The 23,605-nt window shown below is 40.2% G+C and carries 24 protein-coding genes; 16 read left to right on the top strand and 8 right to left on the bottom strand.

All coding sequences use genetic code 11. The annotated features are described in order from the left end of the window. Window positions 1-29 precede the first annotated feature (29 nt). The 5 genes from parE to J8L71_RS01005 all read right to left on the bottom strand — a co-directional run bounded on the left by parE (window position 30) and on the right by J8L71_RS01005 (window position 4,446). Entirely contained in the window at window positions 30-1,919 is a 1,890-nt protein-coding gene (parE, locus tag J8L71_RS01025) for a DNA topoisomerase IV subunit B (RefSeq protein WP_210998880.1), read from the bottom strand. Between the two features lie 77 nt (window positions 1,920-1,996). Further along, complete coding sequence (locus J8L71_RS01020) at window positions 1,997-2,557, bottom strand: YqiA/YcfP family alpha/beta fold hydrolase (protein ID WP_210998879.1); 561 nt, start codon at window positions 2,555-2,557, stop codon at window positions 1,997-1,999. Further along, a complete protein-coding gene (locus tag J8L71_RS01015; protein WP_210998878.1) occupies window positions 2,542-3,327 on the bottom strand; it encodes a metallophosphoesterase in 786 nt (261 codons plus the stop codon). Before J8L71_RS01015 ends, J8L71_RS01020 begins: the two co-directional genes overlap by 16 nt. Beyond that, complete coding sequence (locus J8L71_RS01010; protein ID WP_210998877.1) at window positions 3,314-3,772, bottom strand: DUF1249 domain-containing protein; 459 nt, start codon at window positions 3,770-3,772, stop codon at window positions 3,314-3,316. Before J8L71_RS01010 ends, J8L71_RS01015 begins: the two co-directional genes overlap by 14 nt. Window positions 3,773-3,819: 47 nt before the next feature. Beyond that, complete coding sequence (locus tag J8L71_RS01005) at window positions 3,820-4,446, bottom strand: NUDIX domain-containing protein (protein ID WP_210998876.1); 627 nt, start codon at window positions 4,444-4,446, stop codon at window positions 3,820-3,822. 151 nt (window positions 4,447-4,597) lie between these two features. Between J8L71_RS01005 and tolC the strand changes: the two genes are divergently transcribed. The 3 genes from tolC to J8L71_RS00990 all read left to right on the top strand — a co-directional run bounded on the left by tolC (window position 4,598) and on the right by J8L71_RS00990 (window position 7,646). Next, a complete protein-coding gene (gene tolC / locus J8L71_RS01000) occupies window positions 4,598-5,953 on the top strand; it encodes an outer membrane channel protein TolC (protein WP_210998875.1) in 1,356 nt (451 codons plus the stop codon). Window positions 5,954-6,061: 108 nt separating this feature from the next. Continuing rightward, complete coding sequence (gene lpxL / locus J8L71_RS00995; protein WP_210998874.1) at window positions 6,062-6,991, top strand: LpxL/LpxP family Kdo(2)-lipid IV(A) lauroyl/palmitoleoyl acyltransferase; 930 nt, start codon at window positions 6,062-6,064, stop codon at window positions 6,989-6,991. An 82-nt stretch (window positions 6,992-7,073) separates the two neighbouring features. Next, window positions 7,074-7,646, top strand: a complete 573-nt coding sequence (locus J8L71_RS00990) for a toxin co-regulated pilus biosynthesis Q family protein (RefSeq protein WP_210998873.1) — start codon at window positions 7,074-7,076, stop codon at window positions 7,644-7,646. 50 nt (window positions 7,647-7,696) lie between these two features. On the opposite strand, the gene glnE is transcribed toward J8L71_RS00990, so the two are convergent. Further along, window positions 7,697-10,498, bottom strand: a complete 2,802-nt coding sequence (glnE, locus tag J8L71_RS00985; RefSeq protein WP_210998872.1) for a bifunctional [glutamate--ammonia ligase]-adenylyl-L-tyrosine phosphorylase/[glutamate--ammonia-ligase] adenylyltransferase — start codon at window positions 10,496-10,498, stop codon at window positions 7,697-7,699. Window positions 10,499-10,575: 77 nt separating this feature from the next. Here glnE and J8L71_RS00980 point away from each other — a divergent pair, with 77 nt between their 5' ends. The 6 genes from J8L71_RS00980 (at window position 10,576) to ruvX (ending at window position 14,997) form a co-directional block, all read left to right on the top strand. Next, window positions 10,576-11,469 carry a hypothetical protein gene (locus tag J8L71_RS00980; protein ID WP_210998871.1) on the top strand — a complete coding sequence of 298 codons (894 nt, stop codon included), beginning with the start codon at window positions 10,576-10,578 and terminating at the stop codon, window positions 11,467-11,469. 72 nt (window positions 11,470-11,541) lie between these two features. After that, complete coding sequence (locus tag J8L71_RS00975; protein ID WP_210998870.1) at window positions 11,542-12,021, top strand: hypothetical protein; 480 nt, start codon at window positions 11,542-11,544, stop codon at window positions 12,019-12,021. 68 nt (window positions 12,022-12,089) lie between these two features. Next, window positions 12,090-12,824 carry a 16S rRNA (uracil(1498)-N(3))-methyltransferase gene (rsmE, locus tag J8L71_RS00970; RefSeq protein WP_210998869.1) on the top strand — a complete coding sequence of 245 codons (735 nt, stop codon included), beginning with the start codon at window positions 12,090-12,092 and terminating at the stop codon, window positions 12,822-12,824. 54 nt (window positions 12,825-12,878) lie between these two features. Then, window positions 12,879-13,829 (top strand): glutathione synthase, encoded by a 951-nt coding sequence (gene gshB, locus J8L71_RS00965; protein ID WP_210998868.1) that lies wholly within the window; start codon window positions 12,879-12,881, stop codon window positions 13,827-13,829. 123 nt (window positions 13,830-13,952) lie between these two features. Beyond that, the gene (locus J8L71_RS00960) at window positions 13,953-14,510 is read left to right on the top strand and encodes a YqgE/AlgH family protein (protein WP_210998867.1); all 558 of its coding nucleotides are present in this window, start codon (window positions 13,953-13,955) and stop codon (window positions 14,508-14,510) included. Between the two features lie 37 nt (window positions 14,511-14,547). Further along, complete coding sequence (gene ruvX, locus J8L71_RS00955) at window positions 14,548-14,997, top strand: Holliday junction resolvase RuvX (protein WP_058549466.1); 450 nt, start codon at window positions 14,548-14,550, stop codon at window positions 14,995-14,997. 96 nt (window positions 14,998-15,093) lie between these two features. Here the strand turns inward: ruvX and J8L71_RS00950 are convergent, their stop codons facing one another. Together J8L71_RS00950 and J8L71_RS00945 are read right to left on the bottom strand one after the other, a co-directional pair. Then, window positions 15,094-16,221, bottom strand: coding sequence for a PilT/PilU family type 4a pilus ATPase (locus tag J8L71_RS00950; RefSeq protein ID WP_210998866.1), 1,128 nt, complete (start codon window positions 16,219-16,221; stop codon window positions 15,094-15,096). A gap of 9 nt (window positions 16,222-16,230) precedes the next feature. After that, a complete protein-coding gene (locus J8L71_RS00945) occupies window positions 16,231-17,271 on the bottom strand; it encodes a type IV pilus twitching motility protein PilT (RefSeq protein ID WP_210998865.1) in 1,041 nt (346 codons plus the stop codon). A gap of 2 nt (window positions 17,272-17,273) precedes the next feature. On the opposite strand from J8L71_RS00945, the gene J8L71_RS00940 reads away from it, so the two are divergent. From J8L71_RS00940 to J8L71_RS00910, 7 genes are all read left to right on the top strand, one after another. Continuing rightward, window positions 17,274-17,987, top strand: a complete 714-nt coding sequence (locus J8L71_RS00940; protein WP_210998864.1) for a YggS family pyridoxal phosphate-dependent enzyme — start codon at window positions 17,274-17,276, stop codon at window positions 17,985-17,987. A gap of 17 nt (window positions 17,988-18,004) precedes the next feature. Beyond that, the gene (gene proC, locus J8L71_RS00935) at window positions 18,005-18,826 is read left to right on the top strand and encodes a pyrroline-5-carboxylate reductase (protein WP_210998863.1); all 822 of its coding nucleotides are present in this window, start codon (window positions 18,005-18,007) and stop codon (window positions 18,824-18,826) included. 26 nt (window positions 18,827-18,852) lie between these two features. Then, a complete protein-coding gene (locus J8L71_RS00930; protein WP_058549461.1) occupies window positions 18,853-19,386 on the top strand; it encodes a YggT family protein in 534 nt (177 codons plus the stop codon). A gap of 57 nt (window positions 19,387-19,443) precedes the next feature. Continuing rightward, the gene (locus J8L71_RS00925; protein ID WP_210998862.1) at window positions 19,444-19,887 is read left to right on the top strand and encodes a DUF4426 domain-containing protein; all 444 of its coding nucleotides are present in this window, start codon (window positions 19,444-19,446) and stop codon (window positions 19,885-19,887) included. Window positions 19,888-19,891: 4 nt separating this feature from the next. Beyond that, window positions 19,892-20,491 (top strand): XTP/dITP diphosphatase, encoded by a 600-nt coding sequence (locus J8L71_RS00920; RefSeq protein ID WP_210998861.1) that lies wholly within the window; start codon window positions 19,892-19,894, stop codon window positions 20,489-20,491. Continuing rightward, the gene (gene hemW / locus J8L71_RS00915) at window positions 20,488-21,624 is read left to right on the top strand and encodes a radical SAM family heme chaperone HemW (protein WP_210998860.1); all 1,137 of its coding nucleotides are present in this window, start codon (window positions 20,488-20,490) and stop codon (window positions 21,622-21,624) included. The genes J8L71_RS00920 and hemW overlap by 4 nt, the downstream gene beginning before the upstream one ends. 88 nt (window positions 21,625-21,712) lie before the next feature. Then, window positions 21,713-23,545, top strand: coding sequence for a DUF885 domain-containing protein (locus J8L71_RS00910; protein WP_210998859.1), 1,833 nt, complete (start codon window positions 21,713-21,715; stop codon window positions 23,543-23,545). Window positions 23,546-23,605 lie beyond the last annotated feature (60 nt).

The raw sequence follows: 23,605 nt of genomic DNA, 5'->3' as shown, positions 1-23,605 counted from the left end.
TTGCTTCTCCTAGTATTATACAAAACACTTTATACCTGTGCTTTATTACCGTGATCTTCTAACCATTGACGACGATCTGGCGATCGTTTTTTTGCAAGTAACATATCCATCATTTCTAAGGTTTGCTCTTCTTCGTCCAGGGTTAACTGAACCAAACGACGCGTGTTTGGATCCATAGTCGTTTCACGAAGTTGCAGCGGGTTCATTTCACCCAAGCCTTTAAATCGCTGTACGTTTACTTTACCGCGTTTTTTCTCAGCTTCTATGCGTGCCAAAATACCAGTTTTTTCATCTTCATCGAGGGCGTAATATACTTCTTTGCCAATGTCGATTCTAAATAACGGCGGCATAGCAACATACACATGACCTGTTTTGACCAACTGTGGAAAATGGCGTACAAACAAAGCACACAACAGTGTAGCAATGTGTAGTCCATCCGAGTCAGCATCGGCTAATATACAAATTTTGTTGTAGCGAAGTCCCGATAAGTCGCTTGAATCTGGGTCTATGCCTAGTGCTACTGAAATATCGTGTACTTCTTGAGACGCAAGAATTTGCCCTGACTCAACTTCCCACGTATTTAAAATTTTACCGCGCAGCGGCATAATAGCCTGAAACTCACGATCGCGGGCTTGCTTTGCAGAGCCACCAGCAGAGTCACCCTCTACTAAAAACAGCTCTGTTCTGTCGTTATCGGCAGCGCTACAATCGGTCAATTTACCAGGTAAAGCTGGACCTGCAGTAACACGTTTACGAACCACTTTTTTAGCTGCTCGTAATCTACGCTGCGCATTGGAAATACATAATTCAGATAACAGTTCAGCTATGTCAGTATGCTCGTTTAGCCACAAGCTAAACGAATCTTTAACTACACCCGATACAAATGCCGCACATGAGCGTGATGAAAGCTTTTCTTTAGTTTGTCCTGCAAATTGTGGGTCTTGCATTTTTACCGATAAAACATAACTACAGCGCTCCCAAATATCATCTGGGGTAAGTTTTACGCCTCGCGGTAATAAGTTTCTAAATTCACAAAACTCACGCATAGCTTCCAGCAAGCCTTGGCGTAAACCATTAACATGTGTACCGCCTTGCGCGGTAGGAATTAAATTTACGTAACTTTCAGCAATCGACTCGCCCCCTTCAGGAAGCCAAACAACAGCCCAGTCAGCACCTTCAATAGCGCTTGAAAACTCACCTACAAACGGGTCTTGTGGTAGTATTTCGTAGCCTTTAACAGCCTCTATTAAGTAATCTTTTAAGCCGGTTTCGTAGTACCACTCTTGGCTTTCTTTGGTTTGTTTGTTTGTAAACTTAATACGCAAACCTGGGCACAAAACGGCTTTGGCTTTTAATAAGTGATTAAGCTTTGAAAGAGAAAAGTTTGCTGAGTCAAAGTAGCTGGCATCAGGCCAAAAACGAACGGTAGTACCCGTGTTGCGTTTACCAACAGTACCAATTACGTTTAAATCTTCTACCTTGTCGCCGTTTTCAAAAGCCATTCTAAATTGTTGAGCATCGCGCCTTACTGTCACTTCTACTCGTGTAGATAGGGCATTTACAACTGAAATACCTACCCCGTGTAAACCACCCGAAAATTGATAGTTTTTATTTGAAAACTTACCACCAGCGTGCAGTTTAGTAAAAATAAGCTCAACCCCAGGAATACCTTCTTCTGGGTGAATATCAATAGGCATACCACGGCCGTCATCACTTACTTCAAGTGAGTTATCTTCGTGTAAAATTACGTCAATTTTAGTGGCATGGCCAGCCATGGCTTCATCAACACTGTTGTCGATTACCTCTTGGCCTAGATGATTTGGGCGTACTGTGTCGGTGTACATCCCTGGGCGTCTTTTTACCGGGTCTAATCCATTGAGGACTTCAATGGCTTCGGCGTTATAGTTTTGCTCGCTCATAGTTTTTATCTTTGTATCCGCTAAGGCTTTAATATGTTTGACTAGTTTTATTTTTATATGCGCTAAGTTAACTAGTTTTACGTGATTTTAAGAAAATCTACAATACTTTCAAAGGTGCGTTCAAATTCAACATAGCTGTGATCGCCACCAAACTCTATTCGTTGTTTGCATTGTGAATAATATTTTACTGCGTGCTGATAATTCAGCACTTCATCGCCTGTTTGTTGAAGCAAGTACAACAGCTCAGGGTGCGTTAGCTTGTTTACAGTGAGTAACTTAAGCGCCTCACTATGAGTATTGTTTAACTCATAGTGATAATCCTGATACGGATTATAGTTAGGCCCAAGTAACGACTGTAATAAATTATAGGGTGCGACCGCAGGATTAATAACCACAGCAGGAATTTGATAACGCTGCGATAAATACGTGGCAAAAAAACCACCTAACGAGCTTCCTAATAAAACAGTATTAGGCGTTAGTAGTTGCTCAAGCTTAATGATGGCTTGTAAGGGCTCGTGGCTTAAACACGGTACACAATAATCAATGTCATAGTTTGCCATAAGCTCGCCAAACCTCACAGCTTTATATGATTTTTGTGAGCTATTAAATCCATGAATATAAATTACACGCTTAGCCATACCACATCCGTTTTTATATTTAGCTCACCTTGAACGCTACTTATTTTTAGCATTCTGTATGCGGGCCCTGAATTTTTTTGCTGCCAATTTGCTGTGTTTTTTACAAACTGTACAGAGCTTGCAGGCGTTGCATATACCGCTAGCTCCCTATAGTTTTGTGTATAGTCGTTATGCACATGGCCGTGAAAAAAAGCCGCTACGTTAGCGCTGTTAACTAAAATATTTAACAGCTGAGGGCCATTTTCCAACATATGTTTATCAAGGTAGCCATTTATAGGCAACGGGTTATGGTGACAAAAAATAACATTGCTTTTACTAGAGCTAATTAAGCTCTGGGTTATTTCATCTAAATGATTGCTCGTAACCCACCCTGCAGGCGTTGGACCTTTAGAATTGATAAGCAGCAAATCAAAGCCGTTGCCAGTAATGCGTTTAGCTGCATTTATTTGAGCGCCGCTAATACGATTTAGCATTGCTAACTCATCATGATTCCCTGGTACCCAAAATACCGGGCAAGTAAGTGCGCTTTCATTTATAAGGTCGCTAAATAGCAAGTACGATTCAAAGCTGTGATCTTGTGTTAAATCACCACCAAATATAACGCAGTCAGGCTGTTGCTTAGCTATATGCGCTAGTGATTGTTCAAAATGTTTGGCTGTATTTACACTAAAATACTCACCGTTTTTATCTGCAAATAAGTGACTGTCGGTAATATGAGCTATGTTTAAAGTTGATCTATCAAAATTATATACCTCATCAAACCAGGCCATTATTAACATCCCAGTTTAAAGTTGCTTGGCCGCGCTCAACACAGGCTACTAACCAGTCATATAAAAAAGCATTAAGCTGATATTTTTCATCTTTTTGATGCATTTTAGGGTTAGGGTAACCGTAAGACGGCTTTATACGCTGATGGTAATCGTGATGAATGATTTCAGCCACTTTAGCATCGTGATACAACCTTACCGTTAAATAAAGTGGCGTAATGCCTTTAACCATCCCTGTTAGCTGTTTGATTGAAATATCCATAGTGTACTTTGCGCTATCGTCTACTTTAATAGCAAACTCGCTGTTACCTAGTTTAACTTCGCGGGTGCTTCCAATATCCCGCTCGCTCGGTAACAACTTTAACAGTCGCAGGTAGTTATGCTCACAAAGTGTTAAATACTTTGGGAGGCTTTGAATATATCGCTTTGTTGCTAATAGTGCTGTCAAAGTAACGCCATTATGTTGTTAACCCTCTTTATAAGGTTAAGTTGTAGTTATGCCCATTTACGGGCCATTTTTTCGCGATTAAGCGCAAGCCATTGCATACAAATCACCGTTGCAGCATTGTCTATCTCACCGTTATTAAGACGCGTAAGCGCATCATCAACACTTAATACGTGAGTTTTTATATCTTCGCCTTCGCTTTCAAGGCCATAAACACCTGTTTGCACTTGGCTTAAATCGGCACGTGCTAAATATAAATATAAGCGCTCTGTAGTACCACCGGGACTAGATAAATACGACAACATAAACTCAAGTTCGTTTAACTCAAGCCCCGCCTCTTCAAATGCTTCTTTTTTTACCACCGATTCGTAATCTGTGCTGCCATCAGTCATGCCGGCTATACATTCTAGCAGCCACGGTGAATGTTTGCTTTTAATTGCACCTATACGTATTTGTTCGATTAAAAGCACAGTATCCGATATCGGATCGTACGGAAGTACTGCAATTGCATCGCCGCGTTCTAATATTTCGCGGCTAATCACCTCAGAAGTTCCACCAGCAAAAAGTGCATGCTCAAACTGGTATAAATCGACCTGAAAAAAACCCTTATAAAGATTTTTAACAGGCTTAACTGTGACATCTTTATGGGTGAATTTTATCAAGTTTTTACTCGCCATGCTTTTACTCCCTGCTTATCTAAACGGTTAAAATACGTTAATATATTCTGTTACACTTGAACATACTGTTTTACTAATTATTTTTTTTGTTATGGAGTAAAACAGGTTAACATGCTTTTAGTATAAAAATTGTCTAAGGACTGAACCTAACATGAAAAAGAACATCCTTGCAGCGCTGGTTAGCTTATCATGCGCACTAGGCGCAACAGCAGCCAACGCAGAAGATTTACTACAAGTTTTTGAAATTGCTACAGCTAACGATCCTACCGTTTTAAAAGCAAAAGCCCAAGCCGATGCGCAATCTTATCAAAGCGATTTAGCAATGAGTGCACTATTGCCTCAAATTGGTTTAACTGCGAGCTACACTAAAAGTGACTCAACGTCTTTTCAAAGTATTGGCGACTTATCTAATCAAGTTAAAGTTGAGTCTGAAACAGATGATTTCAGCCGAGGTGTTAGTTTAAGCCAAACTCTGTTTGATTTAGGTGCATGGAACACGTTAGACATTGCTGATAAACAAGCACTTCAAGCAAATGGTCAGTACGATGCAGCTAAGCAAAACTTAATTGTGCGCGTTGCAGAGGGCTATTTTAACGTATTAAGTGCAATTGATAACCTTGAATTTGTGCAAGCCGAAAAACGTGCCATTGAACGTCAACTGGAGCAAACAAAGCAGCGCTATGCAGTAGGCTTGACCGCAATTACCGATGTGCACGAAGCGCAAGCACAGTTTGATAACTCAGTAGCGCAAGAAATCATTGCAAGTAATGCGGTAGAAACTGCACGTGAAGAACTGCGTGAAATTACCGGTAAGTACCATGCTAAGTTAGATTTTTTAAACACTGAAACGTTTTCAACGACTAAGCCGGCTAAACAATCTAGTGATTTTGTAAAAATAGCTGAAGAAAATAATATTAACTTACAAGTGGCTAAAGTCACTGTTGATATAGCAAAAGATCAAATTGTACTTGCTAAAGCAGGTCATTATCCAAAGTTAACACTTAGTGCAAGCTACGGCGATTCACTCACTGACACTGAAGTAAATGGCGCTAATTTTGACGAACAACCTCGCTCAGACTCAAGCTCAGTAGCGCTGAACTTTAGCGTACCTTTGTACTCAGGTGGTGCAACGGTTGCAGCCACTAAACAGGCCCGTGCTTTTTATGTAGGCGCAAGCCAAGACTATGAAACAAACTACCGTGCAGTGACACGTACTGTTATTACCTCATACAATCAGGTGGTTTCAGATATCGCAACATATAAAGCGCTAGAGCAAGCTGTAGTATCGGCACAAAGTGCACTTAAAGCTACCGAAGCAGGTTTTGAAGTAGGTACTCGTACAATTGTTGACGTACTTATTAGCACACAAAATTTATACGATGCCAAACGCAATCTTGCTGACGTTCGTTACCGCTACGTGCTATCTACTCTTCGTTTAAAACAAGCCGCAGGTACACTTACAAGTAAAGATTTAGTTGCTATAAACCAAGGTTTAAAATCGGTTTAATTTAATACTAAAACTTACTTAATTTATTACAAAGCCAGCGCCTGCTGGCTTTTTGTATTTTATTACGCTTAGCGTTAAACTAGCGTTTTTATTTTCAGAGATTTTTTTGTGGTCACCTCATCTCCTTTTAAAATATCATTTTTAGGCCCTCGCTACTGGCTAACATGGATAGGCGTTTTATTTTTATACGTGATCTCTTGGCTACCACAAAAAGTTCAACTTGCATTAGGTAAATTACTAGGGCGCTTAGTACATAAATTTATGAAGCGTCGCCGCCATATAGCAGAAGTAAACATCAAGCTTTGCTTTCCAGATATGAGTGAAGCAGAACAAAGAAAACTGGTTTTAAAAAACATGGAAAATACCGGTATTGCCATGGTGGAAACGGGCATGGCATGGTGGTGGCCGCAGTGGCGTGTAAAAAATGTTTATGGGTCAATCAAAGGGCTTGAAAATTTTGAACGTGTGCAAGCACAAGGCAAAGGTATACTTTTGCTTGTACCGCATATTCTACATTTAGAAATGGCTAGCCGAATAATGGGGACTAAGTGCCAAGGGCTAGGGTTTTATCGCCCACACAACAATGCACTAATGGAATACTTTACCACTAATGGTCGTCTTCGCTCTAACGAGTATTTAATTGGCCGCAAAGATGTTAAAGGTCTATTAAAGTCACTTAAAGATAAGAAGGTCTGTTATTACTTGCCAGATCAAGATTATGGCCGAAACCGCTGCGAATTTGTGCCCTTTTATGCAGTACCAGATGCAGCAACAACCACTGGAACATTAATGTTTGCGGCCAGTAAATACTGCGAAACAATGAGCTTAATTAGCCGCAGAGACGATAACGGTAAGTACCATTTAGAAATAGTCCCAGAGCTTAAAAACTTCCCAAGTGGTGATGACAGAGCAGATGTAACTTGCGTTAACCAACGCATGGAGCGCTCAATTAATGCAGCACCCGAGCAATACATGTGGCTGCACCGTCGTTTTAAAACAAGACCTGATAAAAATACTCCTTCATTTTATAAAAAGTAGTGGTATAACAATATCAGTAACTTTAAATAGTAAACCTCTAAATGAGCGTGTTGCTAAATAACAAATAAAATGGGTAATTAAAATGTGGTTTTGGATTAAACATTTATCGTTTGCTGTTGTGTTAATTGTAGTTGCTGGGTATTTTTTGCTTGGCGATGGCCCGGTACTTGATATAAAAGAATCTAAAAATGCAGCCGCAGAGGGATTATCTCGCTTTTATTCATCTATACGTAATCAAGTAAAAAGTAATAAAGAGCGCGAGCAATTTGTACTACAACTTAAAACTCCTCAACAAAGCCTTGATAGAGTCCTTGTTGAGCGAGCACGTATTGTTGATCCCATGCCAGCGAGTTGGTCTGGAAAGGTTGAGCCGAGACGTTTTGAAAATGGTTCAACACTTAAAGATGTACTTAAAGAATATGCAAAAACTGAAGGCATAGAACTTTACTGGTACTTAAGTAAAGATTACGTAGTAAAGGATCACTTTAGGGTAGATAGCAACTTTACCTCGGCGCTTTACCAGGTAGGTAGAGCAATCAATGATGATTTTGAATACGAGGTTTATACTTATTTTTGCTACAAGCAAAGAGCTGCGGTTATTACCGAGCTCCCCTCTGAATTTGTTCGAAGTAACTGCTTAAAGCTAAACGTTTAACGGCCCGTATTATAAAAAACCAAATTTATATTTGGTTTTTTATAAGTAATTTAGTTGCCCGCTAACTCAAATACACTCTTCCAAATTTGTGTAATATTAATAATATCTTGTTCAAATTGCTCTCTTAACACTAAGCGGCCTTGCTGATCTAAGCTCAAAACATGATAGCGTGAACGATAATCAATGTAGGCTTGAATTAACTGCTGCTTTTGCTCTTTATTGATACAGCCAAGTTTAGCCGCATCACTTAAAATTCTCACGTTGTCTGAATACACTGTTAGGCTCTCAAACTCATTAGCGTGTTTGAGTACTAAATATTGGGTTATAAACTCAATATCGGCCATACCACCAATATCTTGCTTTAAATCAAATTGCTGTGTATTCCCTTTAGCTAGATGCTCGCGCATTTTTTCGCGCATTTTAATTACATCAGCTTTAAGTATGTTTGCATCTCGTGGTTGGCATAATATTTCTTTACGTATCTGTGCAAAGCGCTCTACTAATTCGTCTTGCCCTAATATTAATCGAGCACGTACAAGTGCTTGATGCTCCCACGTCCATGCTTGTGTTTGCTGATAATGATTAAAGCTTTCTAAGTTAATTGCTAACAAACCAGAGGCACCTTCTGGACGTAATCGCGTATCAAGCTCATACAAAATGCCTGAAGCTGTTCGCGTATTAAATAAATGCATTAAACGCTGCGCGAGCTTTAAATAAAACTGCCTAGAAGTAATTGATTTATCGCCATTGGTCGTACTATTTCCATCATGGTTATGCACAAAAACGAGATCTAAGTCAGAATCATACCCCACCTCAAAGCCGCCTGTTTTTCCATAAGCTATAACGGCAAAACCTTTATGTTCATCATCAGTGCCCGGCGGCATACCAAAACGTTTAACAGTATTATACCAAGCAATATTGACTGATTGTTCGACTATTGCCTCAGCAAGTGCTGTAAGGTGATCGCTTACCTTCATCACATCTATAACGCCAGTGGCATCAGCGGCTGCAATACGCAGTTGATGAGTTTGCTTAAATTGCCTGAGCGACTCCATTTGTAGTTCTAGGTCGTCATGCTCAATGCGTAAAAAATATTGTCTTATCTCGTCTTTGTACGCACTCAACGGTGTTGGCTTATAAAGTACTGCGGGGTCAATAAGCTCGTCTAGCAAAATAGGGTATCTAGAAATATGCTCCCCTATCCACTTGCTATGACAGCACAACAATACTAGTTGCTTTAATGCACCTTGGTTTTCGTAAAGTAGCTCTAAATAAGCGGTACGCGATATTATTTTATTTAGAATTTGGCAAACCATCGTGAAAGCAGCGGCACTGGCATTAAAATTATTTAGTTGCTCTAACAATACCGGCATTAACTTATCGAGCGTTTCACGCCCTCGATTACCAATATTGACCTTCGAAAGTCTTAATTTAAAATCATTGAGCGGTAACTGCCACTCATCTCTTTTGTCTTTTAAAAAGCTCAAATCACCGTGATCCCACGCGCTAATAAAAGCTCCTTCACAAGTATCTAATGGCGCCGTTTCTTCACCAATCACCAATGAAAACTCACTATTAACTTGCTTCATCACCTTTTCAATCGTGTGTAATGTAGTATTGAAATCGTCTTGCGCTAATAATAAATTTAAGCGCTGCTGATTTAGCTCATCATCAGGTAAAGTTTGTGTTTGTTGATCGTCAAATATCTGGAGGTACTGCTCAACTTTACGTAAATATAGGTAGTTACTTTTAAGCTCGATTGCTTCTTGCTCGTCTATAACTTGGCTAAGTGATAACTCATTTAATGCTTTAAGCAGTGATTGCGTTTGTAAATTAGCCTCTCGCCCACCTCTAACCATTTGCAGAGCTTGTACAATAAATTCAACTTCACGTATTCCCCCTGCACCTAATTTAATATTATTAGTGAGGCCTTTTCGGCGTACTTCTTGAGCAATCATTAACTTCATTTTACGCAGCGATTCAATTACCGAGAAATCGATATAGCGACGATAAACAAATGGCTTTAATAGCTTAATAAACTCATCCCAATATTTGTTGGGCGTGCCGATTAAACGCCCTTTTAACATGGCATAGCGTTCCCAATCGCGACCTTGCTCTTGGTAGTAGTCCTCAATAGCGTTAAAGCTCATAACTAAAGGGCCGCTTTCACCAAACGGGCGCAAGCGCATGTCTACTCTAAATACTTGCCCGTCACCTGTTACTTGGTTAAGCGCCGCAATAAGCTTTTGCGCCACTTTTGTATAAAACACTTGGGCTTCTAGGGTTCGTCGCCCGCCTTGTGTTTTTGTACTGCGCGGATAGGCAAAAATTAAATCGATATCTGATGAGTAATTAAGCTCTTTGCCACCGAGCTTTCCCATTCCTAACACCATCAACGGCATTGCTTGATTTTGCTCATCAAGAGGCTCGCCATTTACTTTAGCAACCTGTGCATGCGCCCACTGGTTAGCGCTATTAATTAGCATATCGGCTAATTGGCTAATGTAATTTATACTGTCGGCAATGGGGTTAGCGCAGCAGAGATCGAGGTATGCAACCTTGAGCCAGTACTTTTCTCGGTACTTTCGTAAAATTTGATTACACTTAGCCTCATCAATACAAGCAAGGTCTAGAGCATCAAAGGGGGATATAACATGCCTACCTTTAATTTCATCTTTACACAACAACCAATCTTTTAAATCAGGCTGAGACTCTAAACAGCGCCATGCAAAGTCACTCAATGCGAGTAATCTTACAATGCCACTTTCTTCGCTTTGCTGCGGATATAGCTGTTCAAAGCGCTCTAAGCCAAGTTTTTGTAATTGAATAGGAAGTTGCTTTAGATTACTCATCAATCCTCTCTTTTATATCGTCAATAACCATACTAGAATGACTAAAACCTAGAAAGGTTAACTTAATTAGGATCACCATGTCATATTTGTCTTTATCTAACACCAGTTTTATTGCGATTGCCATTAGTTTTGCGGTTATTTGCGTAACTATTTTTGGTTTGCGTACGGTAACTCAACTTAAGGCAAAACAAGCGCTTAAAGAAGAGTTAGCACAACACGATAACTTTGCCATGGGAATTAGTTTTGCATCTGAAATATCTGTAGTTATAGCCACTATGGCTTTTTTATTTGACGAAATAAGCGTAAGTACCGCGCAGTCGAATCCAGTAAAAGTAATTATTTTAATCGTTTTACTATTTACGTTTATAAAAGTTGGTCACTTAATCCACAGAAAATGGATATTGCACAGATTCAATGAAGAAGCCGCTATATTAAAACAAAATGTATGTGCCGCCTTGGTTGACTCTGGCATGCTAATAGCAAATTGTATTATTGCACTTGGCCTATATACATGGACCCACACTCAAGGATTTAGTAACTTACTTATTGCTTTCGTTAGCTTTTTTACCCTACAAGGAATGTTTGCTCTTGACAGTAAAATACGCGAACATCGCTTTGCTAAAGCTAATCAAGGTGCATCATTACAAAGTAACTTTAATCTAGAAAACACCTCTATTGGTATAAGATACGCAGGCAAATCAATAGGCTTGGCACTTGCCGTTTACGCTGGTTTATCGAGCGCCGCATTTCAAAACGGCAAAATGGTGGAAAATATATTTACACTCGTTATGCATTGCGGTGTAATGTGGCTGTTACTTTATTGTTTGACTGGTGTAATAAAAGTTATATCTTTACCAAATATTAATACTGCTTTAGAGGTCGATCACCAAGATAACATTGGGATTGCATGTATAGAGTTTGCTGTTTTTTGTGCTATAGGCTATTTGCTTATAAGCATGTTTTCTATCTAACTCCCCCCTTTGCTAACGCTTATGCAGTTACGCAAAGGTGGTAATGACTTTGCTTAACTGCAACGAGGCCCTATGCCAGCGGAAGTAACAAATTATTTGTTAATTGACATAGATAACGAATTTAGCCGTGCATTTGCGCAGTACAATCAAAAAAATAATAAAAGCGGCACGTCGTGCGAGCTTATCGCTGTGGGCAGTAATACACGCCAGCTTGTAAAGATGATGTTTGATGAGCAAATTAAAGATTACTGTTATTGCGACCTTGAAAACGAAATAAGCGTCGCTGAACTTATCCATTATTTAACTGAGCATCACAGTATTCATGGCGTTCTTTTTAATAGCGCCGATTACTTACTGGCAAGTGATAATCAGCGCTCAATATATAATTCATTAAACGAAAACCGCTTTTTAATAAACCTCGATGATACAGAATATACACTAAGCCGAATTACCGATGAGACTCTAACTGAGCCCTTAATTGCTGATCATGACATTGCACACAGCACACAAGAACTTATCTGCCAAACCGAGCAACTTATTAAAAATAAATAATTGCGCCTAGCTGCTTGCTTACTTACCATAGCGGTATCTATTTTTCGCTAATGAGTAAGTAACGTACCATGCGAGTTCCTCATATTTATCAGGCATCGGATATTGCCTTAAACACCCCTGTAACGTTAGATGATGACGCTGCTGGGCACATTGGCCGAGTACTGCGTATGAAAGTAGGCGAGCATGTGTCTATTTTTAATGGAGAAGGCGGCGAGTACCTTAGTGAAATAATTGAGGTAACTAAAAAAACAGTGGTAGTCATGCCATTAGAACTCAACCCACATGACGTAGAATCCCCGCTTAAAATACATTTAGGCCAATGTGTATCTCGTGGCGATAAGATGGATTTTACCATTCAAAAATCTGTAGAGCTTGGTATAACAGAGATCACACCACTTTTTAGCCAGCGCTGCGGCGTTAAACTCAGTGGCGATCGCTTAGAGAAAAAACATCAGCAATGGCAAAAAATTGCAATTGCTGCAGCTGAACAATCTGGACGTAACGTTGTACCAGTAATTCACCCTCCCGTTGATTTAAAACAGTGGCTAGAGCAGCAAACACAGGCAATAAAACTGACTTTGCATCCTCGTGCTGAGCACAGCATTAAAACCATTACAGTGCCCAAAGATGGTGTGCGCTTTTTAGTAGGTCCTGAAGGCGGTTTTACCGATGAAGAAATGGCACAAACTAAACAGCAAGATTTTGTAGATATTCGCTTAGGCCCGCGTGTTTTACGAACGGAAACCGCTGCTTTAACGGTCTTAAGTGCATTACAGTTACAATTTGGCGATTTAGCTAATTGAAATAACTAAAAGTACCCTCATATAAACATTAATATTTATAGTAAGGCACAGCGCATGGCAATTAAGTTAGGTATTATTTCAGATCCTATTAGCGGATTTAACATTAAAAAAGACACCGGTTTTGCAATGATGATGCAAGCGCAAGAGCGCGGCTACGAAATTTACTATATGGAGATGGATGACTTATCTCTGCGTAAAGGTAAATCTTATGCAACAGCGTCTAAAGCTCAAGTATTTAACAACACCGAAAAATGGTATGAGCTTGAAGAAAAAGCCACTATTGCTCTTGCTGACCTAGACGTTATTTTAATGCGTAAAGATCCACCGTTCGATACTGAATACATTTACGCAACCTATATTTTAGAGCGCGCTGAGCAAGAAGGTACGCTTATCATTAACAAGCCACAAAGCCTTCGTGACGCTAATGAAAAACTATTTACAGCGTGGTTTAGCGAACACACGCCTGATACCCTTGTAACGCGCAGTCAAGCGCAAATACGCGCATTTTTAGCCGAGCATAAAGATATTATTTTAAAGCCGCTTGATGGTATGGGTGGCGCATCAATTTTTCGTATTAAAGAAGATGATGCAAACATTGGTGTAATTTGCGAAACGCTAACCGAACACGGCAGCCGCTTTGCGATGGTGCAAAATTACATTCCAGAGATCAAACAAGGCGACAAGCGCGTATTGGTTATTGATGGTGAAGTGATTCCTTATTGTTTAGCGCGTATTCCTCAAAATGGCGAAACACGCGGTAACTTAGCAGCAGGGGGTCGCGGTGAAGCTCGCCCTCTTAGCGAATCTGATTTTAAAATAGCACAAGCTGTAGCACCAACGCTTAAAGAGAAAGGCTTAGTATTTGTAGGCTTAGATATTATTGGCGATAAACTAACTGAAATAAACGTAACAGCACCAACGTGTGTACGTGAAATTGAAGCCGCATACGATATTTCTATCACCGGTATTTTGTTTGATGCCATTGAGCGCAAACTTACAAAATAAACACCGTTAAAAAGCGTATTAATTTAATAATTTCATACAATTAATGCGCTTTTTATGTTCAATTTATAGAACTATGCCATACTAAAAGTTCAACTAATATCCATTAACTAAAGGGCGAAATCTATGCAATCATTAGAAAACCATTTTTTAATCGCTATGCCGTCGATGCAAGACCCTTTTTTTAAACGTGCCGTTACGTACATTTGTGAGCACAACGAAGATGGGGCTATGGGCTTGGTAATAAACCAACCTATTAATGTTACTGTTGGCGAGCTTTTAGATAAAATAGAAATTGATAACGACAAAACCCAAAATGCAGCAAAAGTAAATGTATTTGCAGGTGGGCCGGTTAAAACCGATCGAGGGTTTGTTTTGCACTCGCCAAAACCGGGATATTCTGCAAGTCAAAAGCTTAGCAGTGATATAATGATCACCACATCTAAAGACGTACTGGCAAGTTTAACCACCGCCCACGCACCTGATCAGTTTATTATCACGCTAGGTTATTCAGGCTGGGAGCAAGGCCAACTTGAGCAAGAGCTTTTAGATAATAGCTGGTTGATCATAAAGGCAGATCCGAAGATCATTTTTGACACACCCGTTGAAAAGCGCTGGGAAAAAGCGGTGTCTATGTTGGGCTTTGATATTAGCCAGCTTAGCCCTGAAGCGGGTCACGCATAATATAATTTAACCCTTAGCAAACTTAAACAAGATACACATGACAAAAAAAACGCTTAAACCGCAAGGTGAACGTACGGTAATGGGCTTTGACTTTGGTACTAAAAGTATTGGTATAGCCATTGGTCAAGAGCTTACAGGCAGTGCTTCTAGCCTTAAGGCTGTAAAAGCACAAGATGGCATTCCTAATTGGGATCATATCGCGGTACAGGTTAAAGAGTGGCAACCCGATTTAATGGTGGTGGGTTTGCCTCTTAATATGGATGGCACCTCTCAAGAGGTAACTTTTAAAGCTAAAAAGTTTGCTAATAGACTGCATAATCATTACGGCATTCCCGTGCAAACACAAGATGAGCGTTTAACAACAGCGGATGCAAAGGCTCGCTTATTTGAACACGGCGGCTATAAAAACTTAGGCAAAGGTAATGTAGATAATATGTCTGCGGTGATTATTTTAGAAAGTTTTTTTGAAGCCAGCTACGGCGAGTAAGAACGACTTTATACTAGTTCGCTTGGTAAAATATTGCTGTGGATTAATAAACAAATAAAAAGCGCCCATTGGCGCTTTTTTTATAGCTATTAGTTATTATTTTTTTTCATCAAGACCATCAATAGTAACGCCTTGCAAAAAGCCTGCGCCTTGCTGCTCGTTATTACGTAGCTTAATCATTAAACGTAAATCGTTTGGCGAATCAGCATGATGTAGTGCATCGGCGTAGTTAATACGTTGCTGTCTATAAAGCTCAAATAGCGCTTGATCAAAGGTTTGCATGCCCATTTCTTTAGATTTAGACATCGCTTCTTTAATTCCACCAATATCGCCGCTTTTAATTAACTCCGCCACCATAGGTGAATTAAGTAAAATTTCTATTGCAGCTACTCGACTTTCACCATCAGAGGTAGGTACAAGCTGCTGAGCAACTATAGCGCGTAGATTAAGCGCTAAGTCGTATTTAAGCTTGTCGTGCTTTTCTTTTGGTACCAAATGCATAATACGGTCAATCGCTTGGTTTGCATTATTAGCATGCAGCGTAGCAACACATAAATGGCCGGTTTCAGCAAAGCTAAGCGCATACTCCATGGTTTCTTGCGAACGTATTTCACCAATTAATATTACATCGGGAGCTTGTCGTAACGAGCTTTTAAGCGCCGATTCAAAACTTTCGGTATCAAGCCCTACTTCACGTTGCGTTATTATGCTCTTACGGTGCTCATGCACAAATTCAATCGGATCTTCAATCGTAAGTATATGACCGCGTTGATTACGGTTTCTGTAGCCAATTAGTGCAGCTAATGACGTTGATTTACCAGTACCTGTACCACCTACAAACAGCACTAAACCACGTTTTGCCATAATTACATCGGTAAGCGTAGAAGGTAAGCCAAGCTCAACCACGTCAGGTATTTGCGTCACAATACGGCGAATAACCATACCCGCTCTATCGCGTTGCCAAAAAGCAGAAATACGAAAGCGCCCTTCATCTGTGGCTATCGCAAAGTTACATTCTTTAGTGGTATGAAATTCGTTTTTTTGCTTTTCGCTCATTGCTGACTCAACAAGCTCTAAAGCCTGTTCATCAGTAAGTTTATCGTCACTTAGCGCGGTTAATTCACCATTAATTTTGGCGCTAACGGGCAATTGGCTCGATACAAATAAATCAGAGCCTTTTTTCTCAATCATAATGAGCAAAAAGTGGTTTAAAGATAAATTCATAAAGATTCCTTAACCGCCAAACTGTGTTTTATCTTGCGCTTTTTCTTGCGCGGCTTTATTTGTTACCAGTCCGTGATTTACTAAATTTGTTAAGCACTGATCCATGGTTTGCATACCGTGCGATGCACCTGTTTGAATTGATGAATACATTTGCGCAATTTTGTCTTCACGGATTAAGTTACGGATTGCGGGTACACCAATCATTATTTCGTGCGCAGCGACTCGCCCGCCACCAATTTTTTTAAGTAACGTTTGCGAAATTACCGCACGTAATGACTCAGAGAGCATTGAACGTACCATTGCCTTTTCTTCACCTGGGAATACATCAATAATACGGTCAATGGTTTTTGGCGCTGAGGTTGTATGTAGCGTACCAAAAACTAAGTGACCGGTTTCTGCTGCGGTCATTGCTAAGCGAATTGTTTCTAAATCACGAAGCTCACCAACCAATATTACATCAGGGTCTTCACGCAGTGCACTGCGCAGTGCATTTGAAAAGCTGTGCGTATCACGGTGAACTTCACGTTGGTTAATAAGGCTCAGTTTATTGTCGTGAACAAATTCGATAGGATCTTCTATAGTCAGAATATGGTGATGTTTATTTTGATTTATATAATCAACCATAGCCGCAAGCGTCGTTGATTTACCGGAACCCGTTGGCCCTGTAACCAGCACAAGTCCTCGCGGAGTATCTGAAATCTTTTTAAAAATATCAGGAGCGCCTAAATCATCAAGCGTTAATACCTCACTTGGGATGGTACGAAATACAGCTGCAGGTCCGCGATTAGAGTTAAATGCATTAACACGAAAGCGAGCAAGGTTAGGTACCTCAAACGAAAAATCCACTTCAAGGTTTTGTTCGTAGTCCTTACGTTGATTATCGTTCATAATATCGTAAACCAGACTGTTTACATCTTTGTCTTCAAGTGCTGGTATATTAATACGGCGAACATCACCATCTACGCGTATCATAGGTGAAACACCCGACGATAAGTGTAAATCGGATGCTTTGTGTTGCACACTAAACGCCAATAATTCGGTAATATCCATTTATGACTCCACAACTAACTGATAAATATATGGTTACAATAGCAGAACGACTCACATCCGCCTACGCTAGAATTGCAAATGCGGCAATAAAAGCACAACGTAATAGCGATAGCATTACGCTGCTAGCGGTATCAAAAACGAAACCAAGCGACGATATTATTGCTGCATACGAGCATGGCCAACGCCAATTTGGTGAGTCATATGTTCAAGAGGCTGTAGATAAAATAGCTCAACTGCACACATTTAGCGACATCACTTGGCACTTTATTGGCCCTATTCAATCAAATAAAAGCGCGTTGGTTGCACAACATTTTGATTGGGTGCAAAGTGTTGATCGCATAAAAATAGCTAAACGGTTAAACACCCAGCGCCCCGCTGATATGCCCCCTTTAAATGTGCTTATTCAAGTAAATATAAGTACAGAAGAGGCAAAGTCGGGCTGTAGCGTTGATCAAATACCTGAACTTGCAGAATTTATTAGTCAATGTGAGCAGTTAACTTTGCGTGGTTTAATGGCAATTCCGGCTAAAAGTGACGATCCTGCTGAGCAAATTCAATCTTTTGAGCAATTACAAACTTGCTTTGATAAACTAAAGGCCCAATATCCTCATATAGATACGTTGTCGATGGGTATGAGTGGAGATGTTGAAGCTGCCATAAGTGCAGGTTCGACCATGGTGAGGATCGGCACAGATATTTTTGGAACGCGAACTTAAAAGGTGATAACAGACATATGTCAGATAAAACAATCGCATTTATAGGCACAGGTAACATGAGCTATGCCATTATTGGTGGCATGGTAAAAAACGGTTTTAACGCAAACAACATCATTGCTACAAACCGCAACCAAGAAAAGCTTGCAAAGGTAGCAGACGATTTCAAGGTGAAAACCACCAGTGACAATAACGAAGCCCTACGCGATGCTGACGTCATTGTATTATCTGTTAAGCCTCAAATGATGGGCGATTTATGTAAATCGTTTCAAGAGTCAGGCGTAGACTTTAGTGATAAATTATTTATATCGGTTGCCGCAGGTCTAACCGTTAAGCGTTTACGTGAAATGCTAGGCCAAGACGTTAAAATGGTACGTTGTATGCCAAATACCCCATCGCTGCTTGGTCGTGGAGTATCGGGTTTATTTGGCGCAAACGAAACAGCCGATGAACACGCGTTTGTCCAACAAGTATTTGAATGTACCGGTATTGCAGTATGGGTTGAGCAAGAGTCACAAATTAACGATATTATTGCTGTGACTGGCTCCTCTCCTGCTTACTTTTTCTTATTTATGGAAGCCATTGAAGAAAAAGCTAAAGCACTTGGTTTTAACGATGAAGATGCCCGTCGCTTAGTACAACAGACAGCGCTTGGCGCGGCAGAAATGGCGCTTAGCCAACCAGATATTACTATTTCGCAATTGCGCTCGAATGTAACATCTAAAGGCGGTACTACACATGCCGCAGTTGAGCATTTAAAAGGCGAAGGCTTAACACAAACTGTTAGCGACGCGATGGATGCATGTATTGCCCGCGCAGAGCAAATGGAAAAAGAACTTTAAAATTACTTTTTATTGAAGGTTACATTATGAATGCCATGCAATTTTTGATCAGTACCCTGTTTGATTTATTTTTAATGGTGGTGCTACTGCGTTTTTGGCTACAGTGGGCAAAAGCCGACTTTTACAACCCAATGAGCCAATTTGTAGTTAAAGCAACGTCGTTTGCCGTTAAACCGCTACGTAAAATTATACCAGGGCTAGGCGGGCTCGATTTAGCGTCATTGTTGCTGGCATACCTTGTAGCCGTAGCTAAAATTAGTACCCTAATGCTTGTTATTTATGGCGCATGGGCACCGCAGCCGGTGTTTTTCCAAGCATTAATAACTGTATTAAAAGAAGGTTTAAACTTAGTATTTTGGGTGTTAATTATCCGTGCTATTTTAAGCTGGGTAAGCCAAGGCTATAACCCTATTGAAGCGGTTTTTCATCAGCTTACTGAGCCAATGCTTAAACCTATTCGTAAAATTCTTCCGCCAATGGGTGGTTTAGATTTATCAGTATTAGTACTTATTATTGGTATTCAGTTTTTACAAATGCTGTTTATGGACTTTTTAGCCTAAGCACTCAATTTTAAGTAAAAGAGGCCTTATGGCCTCTTTTTTATATAGGACACCATAATGAATCGTTTAATTAAGTTTTGTTTTATTGCTTGTTTAGCCTTTGCATTTAATGCACAAAGTGAAGAAATGCAAGGCGCTCAGTACAAAGAGCTTGGCCCTTGGCAAGTACATTACATTGCCTTTCCTTCTACGTTTATTCAGCCCCAAATAGCTAAAGCGTACAACCTTGAGCGCAGTGGCTACAAAGGGGTTGTAAACATTTCGATATTAAAAAATGATGCCGATAAAAAAGCACAAACAGCCACGTTAACTGGCACAGCTAAAAACTTACTGGGTAATAAACAAACCTTAACTTTTAAAGAAGTTAAAGAAGGTGACTCAATTTATTATCTTGCTCAAGTAAATTACACCAACGAAGAAATTTTACGTTTTGAAATTGAAATACAACAAAGTAACCAGTTTCAAAAATTACAATTTCAGCAAAAATTTTACGTAGATTAATATTATGACTAAAACCTTAGTACTTGCTACAGGTAACCCTGGCAAAGTAAATGAGCTGGCAAATATGCTAAGCCCACTTAACATTAACGTAGTGCCACAAAGTGACTTTAACGTAAGCGAAGTAGCCGAAACCGGCACCACCTTTGTAGAAAACGCCATCATAAAAGCCCGCCATGCGGCTAAAATTACAGGTATGCCAGCCATAGCTGATGATTCAGGCCTAGAAGTAGATGGCTTAAATGGCGCGCCGGGAGTTTACTCTGCTCGCTTTGCTGGTGAGAGCGCAAGCGATCAAGACAACATAGATAAACTACTTAATGATTTAGGTAGCAATCCAAACCGTAAAGCCCGCTTTTGGTGTGTACTGGTATTAATGCGCCACGCAGATGACCCTACCCCACTTATTTGCAGCGCAAGCTGGGAAGGCGAAATTACACAAACTCAAAATGGCGAAGGTGGTTTTGGTTACGACCCAATATTTTTTGTTGCTAAGCAAAACAGTACCAGTGCAGAGCTTACTAAAGAGCAAAAAAATGCAGTGAGCCATCGTGGCCAAGCACTTAAAAAATTACTACTAGAGCTTCAAAACAAAGGCGGCCTGTGAACCTTCCACCACTTAGTTTATATGTGCACGTACCTTGGTGCGTGCAAAAATGCCCTTACTGCGACTTTAATAGCCATGGGAAAAAAGGCGACATACCCGAAGCTGAATATATTCAGCACTTAATTGATGACTTAAAAGCTGATTTACATTTAGTGCAAGGGCGTAAAATACACAGTATTTTTATTGGTGGTGGAACGCCAAGCTTATTAACTGGCGATGCATATACCCGCTTATTAAACGAAGTCGATAATCTGATTGGCCTTAGCGATAACTGCGAAATAACCCTTGAAGCAAATCCTGGCACCGTAGAAACCGGACGCTTTAAAGAGTACGTTAAAGCGGGCATTAACCGTATTTCTATTGGCGTGCAAAGCATGCAAAACGACAAGTTAAAAGCACTTGGCCGTATTCATGGTGCCGATGAAGCAAACTATGCTGCAGAGCAAGCTAAGCAAGCCGGATTAAATAGCTTTAATCTTGATTTAATGCATGGTTTACCGGGGCAAAGCCTGGACGATGCACTGAGCGATTTAAAACACATTATTGCTTTAAATCCGCCGCACATATCGTGGTACCAACTTACTATTGAACCTAATACTCAGTTTGCTTCAAAACCACCTACACTGCCGCAAGATGAAACCCTATGGGACATTCAAGAGCAAGGCCAAGCGTTACTTGCTCAAGCTGGTTACATTCAATACGAAATATCAGGATATGCAAAGCCCGGTTATCAATGCCAACATAACTTGAATTATTGGCGTTTTGGCGATTATCTCGGTATTGGTTGTGGCGCTCATGGTAAAGTGACTGATGCAAAAACGGGTGTAATAACACGCACTGAAAAGGTTAAACACCCTCGCGGTTATATGGATTTAATTAAGCCATATATGTACAAAAACTGGGAAGTAGAACAAGACGATTTAGCCTTTGAATTTTTTATGAATCGTTTTCGCCTTGTTGAGCCTTGCCCAATTGAAGACTTCAGTGCGCTGACTAGTCAGCCGCTACAAAGCCAGCGAGCGGCTTTAACAAAAGCTATAAACGCAGGATTGTTAATACAAGAAAACGACCACTGGCAAGTAAGCCTTAAAGGGCATCGTTTTTTAAATGACCTGCTAGAATTGTTCGTGTAATGGTTTTTAACCACGCGCGATAAACATAAAAATACAAGCAAATAAATATAATACGCCCTAATGGGTTTCTAACAACAAAGGGAAAACAATGCGTAAACTTACCTTTATTGCAGCAGCCGTAAGCGTTGCACTTATTGCTGGTTGTCAGCAAACAACACAACAAACAACACCAGCACCTGCTGTACAAGCACAACCAGTGCAAAGCGAAATCGACAAAGCTAATGCGTTTTTTGAAGACACATTCAACCGCGACGTAATGAGCAGCCCTGTGTACCAAACTTACATGGGCATTAAAAAAGATTATGACAAATGGGATGACGGCAGCGAAGAGCAAAAATTAAAAGATTTAGCGCAAGCTAAAGCTGATTTAGTTGAGTTAAAAGCAATTAACCGCGACCTACTTGATGATGCAACAAAAGTAAGTTACGACTTAAAAAAACAAGACTTAGAAAGCTCAATTGCTGATTTTAAATGGCGTTACCATAACTACCCAGTGAATCAGATGTTTGGGACTCACTCTATGGTGCCTGCATTTTTAATTAACCAGCACTCAATTAGCAACGTTAAAGAAGCAAAAGACTATATTGCACGCTTAAACGGTGTACCTACTGTGTTTGATCAGCTAATTACTGATTTAGAAACGCGTGCTGATAAAGGTATTATTGCCCCTAAATTTGTGTTCCCACATGTTATTGATTCAAGCAAAAACATCATTCATGGTGCACCGTTTGAAAAAGGTGAAGACTCTACGCTTTTAGCCGACTTTAAACGCAAAGTAAGCGCGCTTGAAATTAGCCAAGATGAAAAAGATGCCTTAATTAGTGATGCAACTGATGCACTTAAATCAGCAGTTAAACCTTCTTACTCTAAGCTAATTAACTACTTAGCACAGCTTGAGAAACGTGCTGATAATCGTGATGGCGCGTGGAAACTGCCTGACGGTGAAGCGTTTTATAATAACGCCCTTAAACGCACTACCACAACCGATTTAACGGCTAAAGAGATTCATGCCATTGGTCTTGCTGAAGTTGAGCGCATTCATGACGAAATGCGTGAAATTAAAGATAAAGTGGGCTTTAAAGGTGATTTAAAAGCGTTTATGCAGTTTATGAAAACTGATAAACAATTTTATTATGCCAATGACGCACAAGGTAAACAGCGTTATTTAGATGAGGCAACTGGCCTAATTGATACCATGAAAACCCGTTTAGACGAGCTATTTATTGTTAAGCCAAAAGCAGACCTTAAAGTTAAAGCCGTTGAAGCATTTCGTGAAAAAGCAGCAGGTAAAGCATTTTATCAACAACCTGCGCCAGATGGCTCTCGCCCTGGTATTTACTACGCAAACCTTTACGACATGGAAGCGATGCCAACGTACCAAATGGAAGCATTAGCGTATCATGAGGGTATTCCGGGTCACCACATGCAAATTGCTATATCGCAAGAGCTTGAAGGTGTGCCTAAGTTCCGTAAGTTTGGTGGCTACACAGCATACATTGAAGGTTGGGGCTTATACTCAGAGTTCATCCCTAAAGAAATGGGCATGTACTCTGACCCTTACTCAGACTTTGGTCGCCTTTCAATGGAATTATGGCGCGCATGTCGCCTAGTGGTTGATACGGGTATTCACGCAATGAAGTGGACTCGCCAAGAAGGTATTGATTACTACGTAAATAACACGCCTAACGCAACATCAGACGGTGTTAAAATGGTTGAGCGTCACATTGTAATGCCATCGCAAGCAACAGCTTACAAAGTAGGTATGCTTAAGATTTTAGAACTACGTGAAGATGCTAAGAAGCAACTTGGTGATAAGTTTGATATTCGCCAATTCCACGATGTAGTACTTAAAAATGGCCCTGTACCACTTAATGTACTAGAGAACTTTGTGAACGAATGGGTAGCAAGCAAAAAAGCTTAAAACCAATTTAAAGCAACTGTTTAAATGTGAAAGGTCGCTTATGCGACCTTTTTTGTTTTA

It is taken from the genome of Pseudoalteromonas sp. MMG007, assembly GCF_018100985.1.
GTDB lineage: Bacteria > Pseudomonadota > Gammaproteobacteria > Enterobacterales > Alteromonadaceae > Pseudoalteromonas.
This window is presented reverse-complemented; position numbering and strand designations above follow the sequence as displayed.